The sequence below is a fragment of the Polaromonas sp. 39-63-25 genome, assembly GCF_002278925.1.
Taxonomy (GTDB): Bacteria; Pseudomonadota; Gammaproteobacteria; order Burkholderiales; family Burkholderiaceae_C; genus Polaromonas.
The window spans coordinates 132,411-146,001 of sequence record NZ_NCJH01000002.1; the positions used below are offsets into that span (position 1 = coordinate 132,411).

At 64.2% G+C, this 13,591-nt stretch carries 9 protein-coding genes; 8 read left to right on the forward strand and 1 reads right to left on the reverse strand.

Going from position 1 to position 13,591, the window contains the following annotated elements; all coding sequences use genetic code 11:
* Nucleotides 1-40: 40 nt before the first annotated feature.
* The 8 genes from B7X65_RS03325 to B7X65_RS03360 all read left to right on the forward strand — a co-directional run bounded on the left by B7X65_RS03325 (nucleotide 41) and on the right by B7X65_RS03360 (nucleotide 12,310).
* Complete coding sequence (locus B7X65_RS03325; protein ID WP_293592685.1) at nucleotides 41-955, forward strand: alpha/beta hydrolase; 915 nt, start codon at nucleotides 41-43, stop codon at nucleotides 953-955.
* 121 nt (nucleotides 956-1,076) lie between these two features.
* Entirely contained in the window at nucleotides 1,077-4,550 is a 3,474-nt protein-coding gene (locus B7X65_RS03330; protein WP_293592687.1) for a response regulator, read from the forward strand.
* Complete coding sequence (locus B7X65_RS03335; RefSeq protein WP_293592689.1) at nucleotides 4,551-5,420, forward strand: protein-glutamate O-methyltransferase CheR; 870 nt, start codon at nucleotides 4,551-4,553, stop codon at nucleotides 5,418-5,420.
* 8 nt (nucleotides 5,421-5,428) lie between these two features.
* Entirely contained in the window at nucleotides 5,429-6,034 is a 606-nt protein-coding gene (locus B7X65_RS03340; protein ID WP_293592691.1) for a chemotaxis protein CheB, read from the forward strand.
* Nucleotides 6,021-7,226 carry a hybrid sensor histidine kinase/response regulator gene (locus tag B7X65_RS03345; RefSeq protein ID WP_293592693.1) on the forward strand — a complete coding sequence of 402 codons (1,206 nt, stop codon included), beginning with the start codon at nucleotides 6,021-6,023 and terminating at the stop codon, nucleotides 7,224-7,226. The genes B7X65_RS03340 and B7X65_RS03345 overlap by 14 nt, the downstream gene beginning before the upstream one ends.
* Before the next feature lie 127 nt (nucleotides 7,227-7,353).
* Nucleotides 7,354-8,458 (forward strand): peptide chain release factor 2 gene (gene prfB / locus B7X65_RS03350; protein WP_293592695.1). Its coding sequence is split into 2 segments (ribosomal slippage): nucleotides 7,354-7,434 and nucleotides 7,436-8,458, totalling 1,104 coding nucleotides; the frame shifts between segments, so codons are not numbered across the junction.
* A gap of 42 nt (nucleotides 8,459-8,500) precedes the next feature.
* Nucleotides 8,501-11,194: an aminopeptidase N gene (gene pepN, locus B7X65_RS03355; RefSeq protein ID WP_293592697.1), complete on the forward strand. Its 2,694-nt coding sequence runs from the start codon at nucleotides 8,501-8,503 to the stop codon at nucleotides 11,192-11,194.
* A gap of 96 nt (nucleotides 11,195-11,290) precedes the next feature.
* On the forward strand, nucleotides 11,291-12,310 hold the full coding sequence (locus tag B7X65_RS03360) for a class 1 fructose-bisphosphatase (protein WP_293592699.1): 1,020 nt from the start codon (nucleotides 11,291-11,293) through the stop codon (nucleotides 12,308-12,310).
* Nucleotides 12,311-12,376: 66 nt separating this feature from the next.
* Here the strand turns inward: B7X65_RS03360 and B7X65_RS03365 are convergent, their stop codons facing one another.
* Nucleotides 12,377-13,588, reverse strand: a complete 1,212-nt coding sequence (locus tag B7X65_RS03365; RefSeq protein ID WP_293592701.1) for a M20 aminoacylase family protein — start codon at nucleotides 13,586-13,588, stop codon at nucleotides 12,377-12,379.
* Nucleotides 13,589-13,591 lie beyond the last annotated feature (3 nt).

The following is a 13,591-nucleotide window of genomic DNA, read 5'->3' on the forward strand; positions in this document are numbered from 1 at the left end:
TGACTGCGCTTCAAATCGGGTCTCCTTATGATGGGCATCAATGTACAAAGAAAAACGTCTTTCCCGCAGCGAGTATGTCCCTATACGCGGCATCAATTACCACGTGCTTCACTGGGGCGAGGCCCAAAGCAGCCTGCCACCTCTGGTGTTGGTGCATGGCTGGATGGACGTGGCCGCGTCCTACCAGTTTGTCATTGATGCCCTGTCGGACGCCTTTGTGCAGGGCCGGACCATCATCGCGCCCGACTGGCGCGGTTATGGCCAGACCGGCAGCGCGGGGGCCGACAACTTCTGGTTTCCCGACTACCTCGCCGACCTCGATTTCCTGCTCGACCACTATGCACCCGGCCAGCCGGTGGACCTGGTCGGCCACAGCATGGGCGGCAACGTGGCCATGCTCTACGCCGGCGTGCGGCCCGAACGCATACGCAAACTGGTCAACCTCGAAGGCTTCGGCATGCCCGCGACCCGGCCCAGCCAGGCGCCCGCCCGTTTTGCCAAATGGATGGACGAGCTCAAAAGCCTGCACAAGGGCGAGATGGCGCTCAAGCCCTACAACGACGTGGACGGCGTGGCCCGGCGCCTGATGCGCACCAACCCCCGGCTGAGCCAGGACAAGGCCGACTGGCTGGCCCGCCACTGGGCTGCGCCCGACGCCCAGGGCCAGTGGCGCATCCTGGGCGACGCGGCCCACAAGATCACCAATGCCCAGCTTTACCGGGTCGACGAGGTGCTGGAGATTTACCAGCGCATCAGCGCACCCACGCTGGCGGTCGAAGCCTCGGACGATTCCCTGGGCAAATGGTGGGAGGGCAAATACACGCTGGCCCAGTACCACGAGCGCCTGCAGTCCGTGCCGCAGGTGCGCACCGCCGTCATTGTGGACGCCGGCCACATGCTGCACCACGACCAGCCGGAGCCACTGGCCCGCCTGTTCGAAGACTTCCTCAGCTAGCGTCTGATGTACGGGAGCCCGAAAAGCCCCTCAGGTAAGGTTTAAGTTCGGTAACGCACACAAGAAAAGCCCGCTTTGTAGGACAATCAGGGCTTTATTGCGCTTGGCGCGGGGAAGATTCATGACCGCACCCAGCGCCATTCAGCAGGAAAACTTTCGCCGCATTCTGACGCGCAATGTCAGCCTGCCGCTGGGCGTCGGCGCCCTCAGTGCCGCGGTTTTTGTCGGCCTGATCTTCTATCTCCTGTCCGCGCTGGGCGGGGTCGAACAGGCCGAACGGGCCATCAGCAATGCCAACCAGATCGCCAAGCTGGGCGCCGACATGGAAGCCAGCATGTCCGGCTACCTGGTCACCGGTGAAGAACCCCTGCTGCAACCCTTTGAAATTGGCAAACCGCGCATCGCCGCCGAAACGGCCACGCTGGCCGGCCTGGTGCGCGACAACCAGGACCAGGTCAGCCGGCTCAGGCGCATCGCCGCACTGCAGACACAGTGGAACGAGTTTGCGCAAACCATTGTCGACCTGCGGCGCAAGGACCTCGACTACCAGGCGCCGGTGCGTTCTGCGGGCGGGAAAAGCCTGACGGACGAGATCCGGCGCGAACTCGCGGAATTCATCAACATTGAAGAGCGCCTGCTGCAGGACCGCAACGCGCAGGCGCGCAGCAACACGGCGTGGGGCATGGCCGCCTACCTGCTGTTCAGCCTGGGGCTGAGCGGCCTGCTGGCGCTGCTCGGGCGCCGCGAACTGCAGCACCTGTCGGACACTTACGGAGAAGCGGAAAACAAGCAAAAAGCCACGGCGCTGCTGCTGGACCAGCAGCTCTGGCTGCGCACCGGACAACGGCAGCTGGCCGAGCACACCCTGGGCCAGCACGCCATTGGGTCGCTGAGCCGCAGCGTGCTGGAGTTTCTGGCGCGGTATCTCGATGTGGCAGTCGCGGCACTGTATATCCGCCAGGAAGACGGCCGGCTGCAGCGGGTGGCCGCCTACGGCCTGACCCATGACAGCGACGAGGCCGGGCAGTCGCTGGACAGCGACCAGGGCCTGGTCGGCCAGGCGGCCCTTGAAAACCGGGTGCTTCAGCTTGACGATCTGCCGGCCGGCTACCTCAAGGTCAGCTCCGGCCTGGGCCAGGGGTCGGCGCGCCATGTACTGGTGGTTCCGGTGCACAACGACGGGCTGGTCAACGGTGTGGTCGAACTCGGTTTCCTGCGGGCCCTGGCGCCACGCGACCTGGAATTCGTCACCATGATTGCCAGCAACATCGGCAACTCCATCCACGCGGCGCTTTACCGCCGGCGCCTGGAGGACGTGCTGAGCCAGTCCCAGGAGCTCAATGAAGAGCTGCAGGTGCAGCAGGAAGAGCTGCGCACCACCAACGAGGAACTGGAAGAGCAGTCCCGCGTGCTCAAGGAGTACCAGGTCACGCTGGAGAACCAGCAGGCCGAACTCGAGCAAACCAACGAGCAGCTGTCGGAAGTGGCCCTGTCGCTGGACCACAAGAATGCGGCGCTCAACCAGGCCCAGACCCTGCTGGAGGAACGCGCCACCGAGTTGAGCCGGGCCAGCCGCTACAAGTCGGAATTCCTCGCCAACATGTCGCACGAGCTGCGCACGCCGCTGAACAGTTCGCTGATTCTTGCCAAGCTGCTGGCCGACAACCCCAAGGGCAACCTCAGCCAGGAAGAGGTCCGGTTTGCGCAGTCCATTTATTCGGCAGGCAACGACCTGCTCAGCCTGATCAACGACATCCTCGATATTTCCAAGGTCGAAGCCGGCAAGCTGGAGCTTTCCCCCGAGGACATGGTCGTGAGCGCGCTGGTGGATTCGCTGAAAAGCACGTTCGAACCGCTGGCCGGCCAGAAAAACCTGACCCTCTCCATCCGCATCGAATCAGGCACCCCCGCGACGCTGAAAACCGATCGCCAGCGGGTCGAGCAGATCCTGAAAAACCTGCTCTCCAACGCCATCAAGTTCACCGATGCCGGCGAGGTCAGCCTGCGCGTGTCGCTGCAGCCGCACGGCAGCATTGCCTTTTCCGTGCGCGACTCGGGCATCGGCATCCGCCCCGACCAGCAGCAACTGATTTTTGACGCCTTCCGCCAGGCCGACGGCACCACCAGCCGGCGTTATGGCGGCACCGGGCTGGGCCTGTCGATTTCGCGCGACCTGACCACGCTGCTGGGCGGCTCGCTCTCGGTGGAAAGCAGCGAGGGCGGGGGCAGCACCTTCACCCTGCTGCTGCCCTGCGAATGGAGCCCGGCACCGACGCCCCAGCCGGACACCAAACCCGCCCGGCGCGCGCCCGGCCGGCTCCGCAACCCGGCGCCGGTGATGGCGCCCGCCCCCCTGCCGGCGCCCGTTCCCGCCGCGGCTTTTGCCGACGACAGGGAGCTGCCACGCGGCGACCGCCTGGTCCTGGTGATCGAGGATGACGTCATTTTTGCGCAGATCCTCTACGACCTGGCGCGTGAAATGAACTACAACTGCCTCGTGGCCCACGGCGCCGAAGACGGTTTTGCCCTGGCCATGCAGTTCCTGCCCCATGCCATCCTGCTCGACATGGGTCTGCCGGACCGCCCGGGCCTGTCGGTGTTGCAGCGGCTCAAGGAAAACCCGAAGACACGACACATTCCCGTGCACGTGGTGTCGGGCGACGACCTCAGCGAGGAAGCCCTGCAGATGGGCGCCATCGGTTACGCGCTCAAGCCGACCACGCGCGAGCAACTCAAGGACGTTTTCCAGAAACTGGGCGACAAGCTGGCCCAGAAGATCAAGCGCGTGCTGCTGGTCGAAGGCGATGCGCTACAGCGCGCCAGCGTCGTGCAACTGATCGGTGACGGCGACGTCGAGATCACCGCGGTGGAGACAGGCGGTGAAGCGCTGGGGCTGCTCACCAGCACCGTTTTTGACTGCATGATCATGGACCTGAAGTTTCCCGACATGCAGGGCCACGAGCTGCTCCAGCGCATGTCAACCGAGGGGATTTCTGCCTACCCTCCCGTCATCGTCTACACCGGCGGAGAGATGACCCGTCAGGAAGAAACCGAACTGCTGAAGTATTCGCGCGCCATCATCATGAAGGGCGCACGCTCGCCCGAGCGGCTGCTCGACGAAGTCACCCTCTTCCTGCACAAGGTCGAGTCGGAACTGTCGGCGGATCGCCAGATCATGCTCAAGAGCCTGCGCAGCCGGGACACCGCCTTTGAAGGCCGCAAGGTCCTGGTGGTGGACGACGACGCGCGCAACATCTTTGCCCTGACCAGCGCGCTGGAGCAAAAAGGCATGCGGGTCGAGATCGGCCGCAACGGCTTCGAGGCGATCAGCAAGCTCGACGAGATCGCAGGCATCGATCTGGTCCTGATGGACATCATGATGCCGGGCATGGACGGGCTGGAGGCGACGCGCCGCATCCGCAAGGATGCACGCTTCAAAAAGCTGCCCATCATTGCCGTCACCGCCAAGGCCATGAAGGACGACCAGGAGCAATGCCTCAAAGCCGGCACCAGTGACTACCTGGCCAAGCCGATTGACTTGGACCGCCTGTTTTCCCTGCTTCGCGTGTGGATGCCGGCCACGGATCGCAGCTGAATGCCCAAAAAGCCTGACGCCCAAACGCCGGCCCCCGTCAGCGGTGCCGCCGAGGAGCACCCGGAAGCCGACCTGCACCGCCTGATGCAGGCCATCTACAACCAGTACAGCTACGATTTCCGCGATTACGCGGGTGCGTCGCAGAAAAGGCGGGTGCTCAAGGCGCTCGCGCAGCTCGGCTATCCGACGGTCCCGGCCCTGCAGGCGGCCACGGAGCAGGACCCCGCCGTCTTCATGCAGCTGCTGCAGTACCTGACCATTCCCGTCAGCGAGATGTTTCGCGACCCCTCGTTTTTCCTGGCCCTGCGCCAGCAGGTCGTGCCCGTGCTGCGCACCTATCCCTCGCTGAAAATCTGGGTCGCAGGCTGCAGCACCGGCGAAGAGGTGTATTCGCTGGCCATCCTGCTCAAGGAGGAAGGCCTGCTCGACCGCTCCCTGATTTATGCAACCGACATCAACCCCAAGTCGCTCGCCAAGGCACGCCAGGGCATTTTTTCGCTGGCCAGCATCCAGGGCCACACCGCCAACTACCAGGCCGCCGGCGGCCAGCAGGCATTTTCCGACTACTACACGGCCGCTTACGATGCGGCGATTTTCGACAAGTCCCTGCGCGACAACGTCACCTTCGCCGACCACAACCTGGCCACGGACAGCGTGTTTTCGGAGACCCAGCTGGTACTCTGCCGCAACGTGCTGATCTATTTCAACAAGAAGCTGCAGGACCGCGCGCTGGGCCTGTTTCACGAATCGCTGAGCCGCCGCGGCTTCATGGGCCTGGGCAGCAAGGAAAGCATCGACTTCTCGGCCCATGCCGCGCGTTTTGAGCCGCTGGACCGGCCCGAGCGGATTTTCCGCAAGCTGGAGGACTGAGCAGCTTCATGGATATCCAGCAGGTCGCAGCAAGGCATGCCGTGGAGGCCGTGGTGATTGGCGCCTCGGCTGGCGGGGTGCACGCCTTGCTGGCGCTGCTGTCAGGACTGCCGGAGCACTTTTCCCTGCCCATCATCGCGGTGCTGCATCTGCCGCAAGAGCGTGACAGCCGGCTGGCAGACGTCTTCCAGCAAAGGCTGGCCATGACCGTGCGCGAAGCCGCCGACAAGGAAACCATCGCCCCGTCCACCCTGTATTTCGCCGGCTCCGGCTACCACCTGTCCATCGAGACGGACCGCACTTTTTCCCTCAGCTGTGAAGAACCCGTCAACTATTCCCGCCCATCGATCGATGTGCTGATGGAGTCCGCCGCCGACGCCTATGGCACCAGCCTGGCGGGCGTGCTGCTGACCGGCGCCAATTTTGATGGCGCGGCGGGCCTGGCCCGCATCAAGCAGCGCGGCGGTCTCACAGCGGTGCAGGACCCGGCGGAAGCCCAGGTCGCCACCATGCCGCAAGCGGCCATCCGCAAGCTCAGACCCAACCTGATCCTCACACTGGACCGCATCCGGCAACTGCTCATCCAACTTGACCACAACCATGCGAACACCTGACGTTGCAAAAGTCCTGATCGTCGACGACCTGCCCGGCAACCTGCTGGCGCTCAATGCGCTGATTCGCCGCGACGGCCGGGAAATCTTCCAGGCCAGCTCCGGCGAGGAAGCGCTGGACCTGCTGCTCGAACACGAGTTTGCGCTGGCCATCCTGGACGTGCAGATGCCGGGCATGAGCGGCTTTGAGCTGGCCGAGCTGATGCGCGGCACCGAAAAGACCCGGCAGATCCCCATCATTTTCGTCACTGCCGCCGGCAAGGAACAGAACTACGCCTTCACCGGCTACGAAACCGGCGCAGTGGACTTTCTCTACAAGCCGCTGGACGTGGATGCCGTCCGCAGCAAGGTCAGTGTCTTTGTGGACCTGTACAGCCAGCGCATGGAAACCCGCCGGCAGGTCGAGGCGCTGGAGAAGAGCCGCAAGGAGCAGGAGTTGCTGATGCAGCAATTGACTGCCATGCAGGACGAGCTGCAGGCCGCCGTGCGCACGCGCGACGACTTCATCTCCATGGCCACCCACGAGCTGCGCACGCCGCTCAACACGCTGTACCTGGAGTCGCAATTGCGCAAGATGCAGCTGGACCGGGGCCGTGCGGACATTTTCGACCTGCCCTATCTGAACGCCATGGTGGCGCGTGACCGGCGCCAGATCGAAGCCATGATGCGCCTGATCGACGACATGATGGATGCCTCGCGCATCAACAGCAAGCAGTTGTCCATCCGGCCCGTGCCCACGGAACTGTCGGCCCTGCTTGCCCGCGTGGTGGGCAACCTCACCCACCAGGCCGCAGCCGCCGGCAGCACCATCACCCTCGATGCCGGCCAGCCGGTCACCGCCCTGTGGGACGAATTCAGGATCGAGCAGGTGGTGATCAACCTGCTGACCAACGCGCTGCGTTATGGCGAAGGCAAGCCGGTGGAAGTCAGCCTGCGCCTGCTGCCCGAGAGTGCGTGCATTTCGGTGCGCGACCAGGGCCGGGGCATTTCCGCGCCCGACCAGCTGCGCATTTTCGAGCAGTTCTCGCGCGTCGCCAGCGACGACGGCACCGGCGGGCTCGGTCTGGGCCTGTTCATCACCCGCCAGCTCGTGCAGGCGCACGGCGGCAGCATCAGCGTGGCAAGCCGCCAGGGCGAGGGCTCCGTGTTCACCGTCACCCTGCCCCTGACGCCCCCGGGCTCGCCGGCGGCCTGATCCCCGGGCGGGCGGACGCAGCCATGGGGTTGCGCCGGGCATGGCCCTTTTGCGGCCGCGCGGCCGCGCGGCCCGGAGCATGAGAAAATGCTGGATTGAACCCCAGATACCAGGACAGGACTTTCCCATGGACGCAGAACACATCAATATCATCGGCAACCAGCTCGCAGACCTGAGCAACCGGGTCAACGAGCTTCGGGGGTATCTTTGACTACCCTGCCAAAGAACGTAAATTAAGCGAAGTCAACGCCGCGCTGGAAGACCCGAAAGTCTGGGACAACCCCAAGCGCGCGCAGGAACTTGGCAAGGAAAAAAAGTCGCTCGAGGACGTCGTCCATGTGATCGACCGCCTGAGCTCCGAGCTGGCCGACAACACCGAACTCTTCGAGATGTCCAAGGCCGAAAGCGACGACGCCGGCATGCTGGCCATTGAGGAAGACGCTGCCAAGGTGGCGGTGGAAGTCGAGAAAATGGAATTCCGCCGGATGTTCAACAACCCGGCCGACCCGCTCAACGCCTTCCTGGACATCCAGGCCGGCGCCGGCGGCACCGAAGCCTGCGACTGGGCCAGCATGCTGCTGCGCCAGTACCTCAAGTACGCCGAGCGCAAGGGCTTCAAGACCCAGATCGAGGACGAAACCGCGGGCGACACCGCCGGCATCAAGGGCGCGACCATCAAGATCGAGGGTGAATACGCCTTCGGCCTGCTGCGCACCGAAACCGGCGTGCACCGCCTGGTGCGCAAGTCGCCGTTCGACTCCTCGGGCGGGCGCCACACCTCGTTTGCCTCGGTGTTTGTCTACCCCGAGATCGACGACTCGATCGAGATCGAGATCAATCCGTCCGACGTCCGGGTTGACACCTTCCGCGCCTCGGGCGCCGGCGGCCAGCACATCAACAAGACCGACTCGGCGGTGCGCCTGACGCACATCCCGACCGGCATCGTGGTGCAGTGCCAGGACGGCCGCTCACAGCACGGCAACCGCGACGTGGCCTGGAAGCGCCTGCGCTCGCGCCTGTACGACTTCGAGCTGCGCAAACAGCAGGAAGCCCAGCAGAAGCTGGAAGACACCAAGACCGACGTGGGCTGGGGCCACCAGATCCGCAGCTACGTGCTGGACCAGAGCCGCATCAAGGACCTGCGCACCAACTACGAGACCTCGGCCACCCAGAAGGTGCTCGACGGCGACCTTGACCCGTTTATCGAAGCTTCACTGAAGCAGGGCGTTTGATGAATACACGCGCTCTCCCCTTTCACTTTTCAGGAAACCACCATGCTGCGTGAAGGACAAGCCACGGCCATCCACCGTGCAGACTACGTTGCCCCCGCCTACTGGATCGACACCGTCGATCTGTCATTTGACCTGGACCCGGCCAAGACGCGTGTGCTCAACAAGATGACGCTGCGGCGCAATGCCAACGTGCCGGCCCAGCCCCTGAAACTCGACGGCGAGGAACTCAACCTGGCGCGTGTGCTGGTCAACGGTCAGGGCACCTCGTTCAAGATGGATGGCGACAAACTGGTGCTGGAGAACCTGCCCGAAGGCCCTGAGCCCTTCGAGCTGGAAATTTTCACCACCTGCGCGCCGGCCAAAAACACCAAGCTGATGGGCCTGTACGTCAGCAACGACTCCTTCTTCACCCAGTGCGAGGCCGAGGGCTTTCGCCGCATCACCTACTTCCTGGACCGTCCCGACGTGATGGCCAGCTACACCGTGACCCTGCGCGCCGACAAGGCGAGGTACCCGGTGTTGCTGTCCAATGGCAACCTGGTCGAGCAGGGCGAGCTCGAGGGCGGTCGCCACTTCGCCAAGTGGGTGGACCCGCACAAAAAACCCGCCTACCTGTTTGCACTGGTGGCCGGCCAGCTGGTGGCGCGCGAGCAGCGCATCACCTCGCGCGCCGGCAAAGACCATTTGCTGCAGGTTTATGTGCGCCCCGGCGACCTGGACAAGACCGAACACGCGATGAACTCGCTGGTGCATTCAGTCGCGTGGGACGAAGCGCGCTTCGGCCTCTCGCTGGACCTGGAGCGTTTCATGATTGTCGCGACCAGCGACTTCAACATGGGCGCCATGGAAAACAAGGGCCTGAACATCTTCAACACCAAGTACGTGCTGGCGAACCAGGCCACCGCGACCGACACCGACTATTCGAACATCGAAAGCGTGGTCGGCCACGAGTACTTCCACAACTGGACCGGCAACCGCATCACCTGCCGCGACTGGTTCCAGCTCAGCCTGAAAGAAGGCCTGACGGTGTTCCGCGACCAGGAATTCAGCCAGGACCTGTGCGGCGAGGCCTCGGCCCGCGCCGTCAAGCGCATCGAGGACGTGCGCGTGCTGCGCACCGCGCAGTTCCCCGAGGACGCCGGCCCGATGTCGCACCCGGTGCGGCCCGACAGCTACATCGAGATCAGCAACTTCTACACCGTCACCATTTACGAAAAAGGCGCCGAAGTTGTCCGCATGATGCAGACCCTGGTGGGCCGCGACGGTTTTGCCAAGGGCATGAAGCTGTATTTCGAACGCCACGACGGCCAGGCCGTGACCTGCGACGACTTTGCACAAGCCATTGCAGACGCCAACCCGGCCTCCGATCTGGCGCGCCTGCTGCCGCAGTTCAAGCGCTGGTACAGCCAGGCCGGCACGCCACGCGTGCATGCGGAAGGTGTGTACGACGCCGCCGCGCGCAGCTACACCCTGACGCTGGCGCAAAGCTGCGCCCCCACGCCCGGCCAGTCGGCCAAGGAGCCTTTTGTGATTCCCGTGGGCCTGGGCCTGCTCGGCACCGACGGTGCCGACCTGCCGCTGCAACTGGAAGGCGAACCTGCTGCCGTTGCCGGCCCGCGCACCTTCGTTCTGACCGAAGCCAGCGAGACGCTGCGTTTTGTCAATGTAGATGTCGAGCCGGTGCCGTCCATCCTGCGCGGTTTCAGCGCGCCGGTGGTGCTGGAGTTCGACTACAGCGATGCGCAGCTGCTGCACCTGCTGGCGCACGACAGCGACCCCTTCAACCGCTGGGAGGCCGGGCAGCGCCTGGCGGTGCGCAGCGCTATTAAATCAATAGCTGCTTCCGCTTATCCGGTGGGCGCTGAGCCCCTGAATGATGCATATATCGCTGCCATGCGCAGCGTGCTGCGCGACCCGGCGCTGGACGCCGCCTTCAAGGACCTGGTGCTGACCCTGCCGTCGGAAACCTACATGGCCGAGCAGCTCGACGTGGTGGACCCGCAGCGCATCCATGCGGTGCGCGAAGCCATGCGCCTGCAGCTGGCCACGGCGCTGCAGGGCGACTGGGAAGCCACGTACGAGGCCAACCACGACACCGGCGCCTACATGCCCGACCCGCTGTCCTCGGGCCGCCGCGCCCTGGCCGGCATGGCGCTGACGCAGCTGTGCCTGGCCGCCGTCGCCAGCGGCGATGCCGTCTGGCCCGGCAAGACCTACCAGCGTTTCAAGGACGCCGGCAACATGACCGACCGTTTCAACGCGCTGGCCGCCCTGGTCTCCAGCGGCCACCCGCTGGCCGCCGAAGCGCTGCAACGTTTTCATGCGATGTTCAAGGACGAGGCGCTGGTCATCGACAAATGGTTCAGCCTGCAGACCAGCGCGCCGGACCGCGGCGGCAACATCCTGCCGGCCGTGAAACAGCTCATGAAACACGCCGACTTCAGCCTGCGCAACCCGAATCGCGCGCGCAGCGTCGTCAGCACCTACTGCCAGGGCAACCCGGCCGCCTTCCACCGCACCGATGCGGCGGGTTATGTGTTCTGGAGTGAACGCGTGATTGAGCTCGACGTGATCAACCCGCAGGTGGCGGCACGCCTGGCACGTGCGCTGGACCGCTGGAGCAAGCTGGCCGAACCTTACCGCAGCGCGGCACGCGAAGCGATTGCCCGCGTCGCCGCCCGCACTGACCTGAGCAAGGACACGCACGAGGTTGTTACCCGTGCGCTGGCCGACTAATCATGCGTGTCATTGCGGGCCTGACCCGCAATCCATGCAGGCACACCAACCTGGATCCCGGATCAAGTCCGGGATGACAAACCGAGGAGCTTCACGATGTCTTCAAAAGTATCTCTCACGCGTTACCTGGTCGAGCAGCAGCGCATCGACGGCCACATTCCCTCGCAGCTGCGCCTGCTGCTGGAAGTGGTGGCCCGCGCCTGCAAAAGCATCAGCCAGGCCGTCAACAAAGGCGCGCTGGGTGGTGCGTTGGGCACGGCCGGCAGTGAGAACGTGCAGGGCGAGGTGCAGAAGAAACTCGACATCATCGCCAACGAAGTGCTGATCGAAGCCAACGAATGGGGCGGCCACCTCGCCGGCATGGCGTCAGAAGAAATGGACACCATCTACGTGGTGCCGAACCGCTATCCCAAAGGCGAATACCTGCTTCTGTTCGACCCGCTCGACGGCTCCAGCAACATCGACATCAACGTCAGCATCGGCACCATCTTCAGCGTGCTGAAAATGCCGGAAGACGACCGCGGTGTGGACGAAGGCGACTTCCTGCAGGCCGGCAACAAACAGGTGGCCGCGGGTTACTGCATCTACGGCCCGCAGACCACGCTCGTGCTGACAGTGGGCGACGGCGTGGCCATGTTCACGCTGGACCGCGAACAGGGCTCGTTTGTGCTGATCGAGGAAAACGTGCAGATCCCCGAAGACACGAAAGAGTTCGCCATCAACATGAGCAACATGCGGCACTGGGACGAGCCGGTCAAACGCTACGTGGACGAACTGCTGGCCGGCAAGGACGGTCCGCGCGGCAAGGACTTCAACATGCGCTGGGTGGCCGCCATGGTGGCCGACGTGCACCGCATCCTGTGCCGCGGCGGCATCTTCATGTACCCCTGGGACAAACGCGAGCCCGAAAAGGCCGGCAAGCTGCGCCTGATGTACGAAGCCAACCCCATGAGCTGGCTGATCGAGCAGGCCGGCGGCGCCGCCACCAACGGCCACCAGCGCATCCTGGACATCCAGCCCGGCAAGCTGCACGAACGTGTCAGCGTGATCCTGGGTTCGAAGAACGAAGTCGAGCGCGTCACCAGCTACCATGGCGAGAAGCTGGCCAGGCCCTAGTGGCCTATCGTCATGCCGCGTGTCCTGCCGGCCCTGATGAAGACCAGCGCCTAGCCCGGAAACGTCCTATCGGGCGAAAAACGCGCCCACCAGCTTCACCCAATAACTCGACCCGATCGGCAGCAACGCGTCGTTGAAGTCATAGTTGGGGTTGTGCAGTTCGCAGGGGCCCATGCCGATGTACTTTTCGTCGCGGTGCGCGCCTTCGCCATTGCCCAGGAACAGGTAGCAGCCCGGCACTTTCTCCAGATAGAAAGAGAAGTCCTCGGCGCCGCCGTGCTGGGGCGTGTGGCCGTCAACATGGTCAGCGCCGAACGCGTCTTGCGCCACCTTCATGGCAAAGTCGGTCTGCTCGTCCCAGTTGACGAGCGGCGGGTAAGCGCGGTGGAACTTGAGCTCGCCGCTGCCGCCATGCACCTGGGGCAGCATCTCGGCCACACGGCGCATGTTGGACTCGATGTCGTCCAGCACCTGGGTACTGAAGGTCCGCACGGTGCCGCGGATCACGGTCTCGCCGGGCAGCACGTTGTACGCATCGCCCGCGTGAATCTGCGTGATGCTGAGCACCGCAATGTCAATCGGGTTCTTGTGGCGCGAGATGAGCGTCTGCAGCACGCCCACCATTTCAGCCGCGATGACGATGGTGTCCACCGACTTGTGCGGCTGCGCAGCGTGGCCGCCGGTGCCGCGCACAAAAATGTCAAAGCGGTTGCTCGACGCCATGGTCGGTCCCTTGCGGAAACCGAAATGGCCGACGTCAAAGCCCGGCATGTTGTGGATACCGTAAATCTCGTCGCAAGGAAACTTGTCAAACAGGCCATCGGCCATCATGGCCTTGGCGCCGGCATTGCCACCCTCCTCTGCCGGCTGAAAGATGAAGTTGACGATGCCGTCAAAGTCGCGGTGCGCGGCCAGGTACTTGGCGGCGCCCAGCAGCATGGCGGTGTGGCCGTCGTGACCGCAGCCGTGCATGCGGCCGGGGTTTTTGGAAGCATGGGCAAAACGGTTGTGCTCGGGCATGGGCAGCGCGTCCATGTCGGCGCGCAGGCCAATGGATCGCGGCTTGCTGCCGGCTTTGGTTTGGGAGCCTTTCAGCACCCCCACCACGCCGGTCTGGCCCAGCCCGCGATGCACCTCGATGCCCCAGGACGCGAGCCGCTCAGCCACGACGTCGGACGTGCGGTTTTCCTGGAAGGCCAGCTCGGGATGCGCGTGGATGTCGCGGCGCAGCGCGGTGAATTCGTCGTGGGTGGCTTCGATTTCGGCGATCAGGCTCATGGC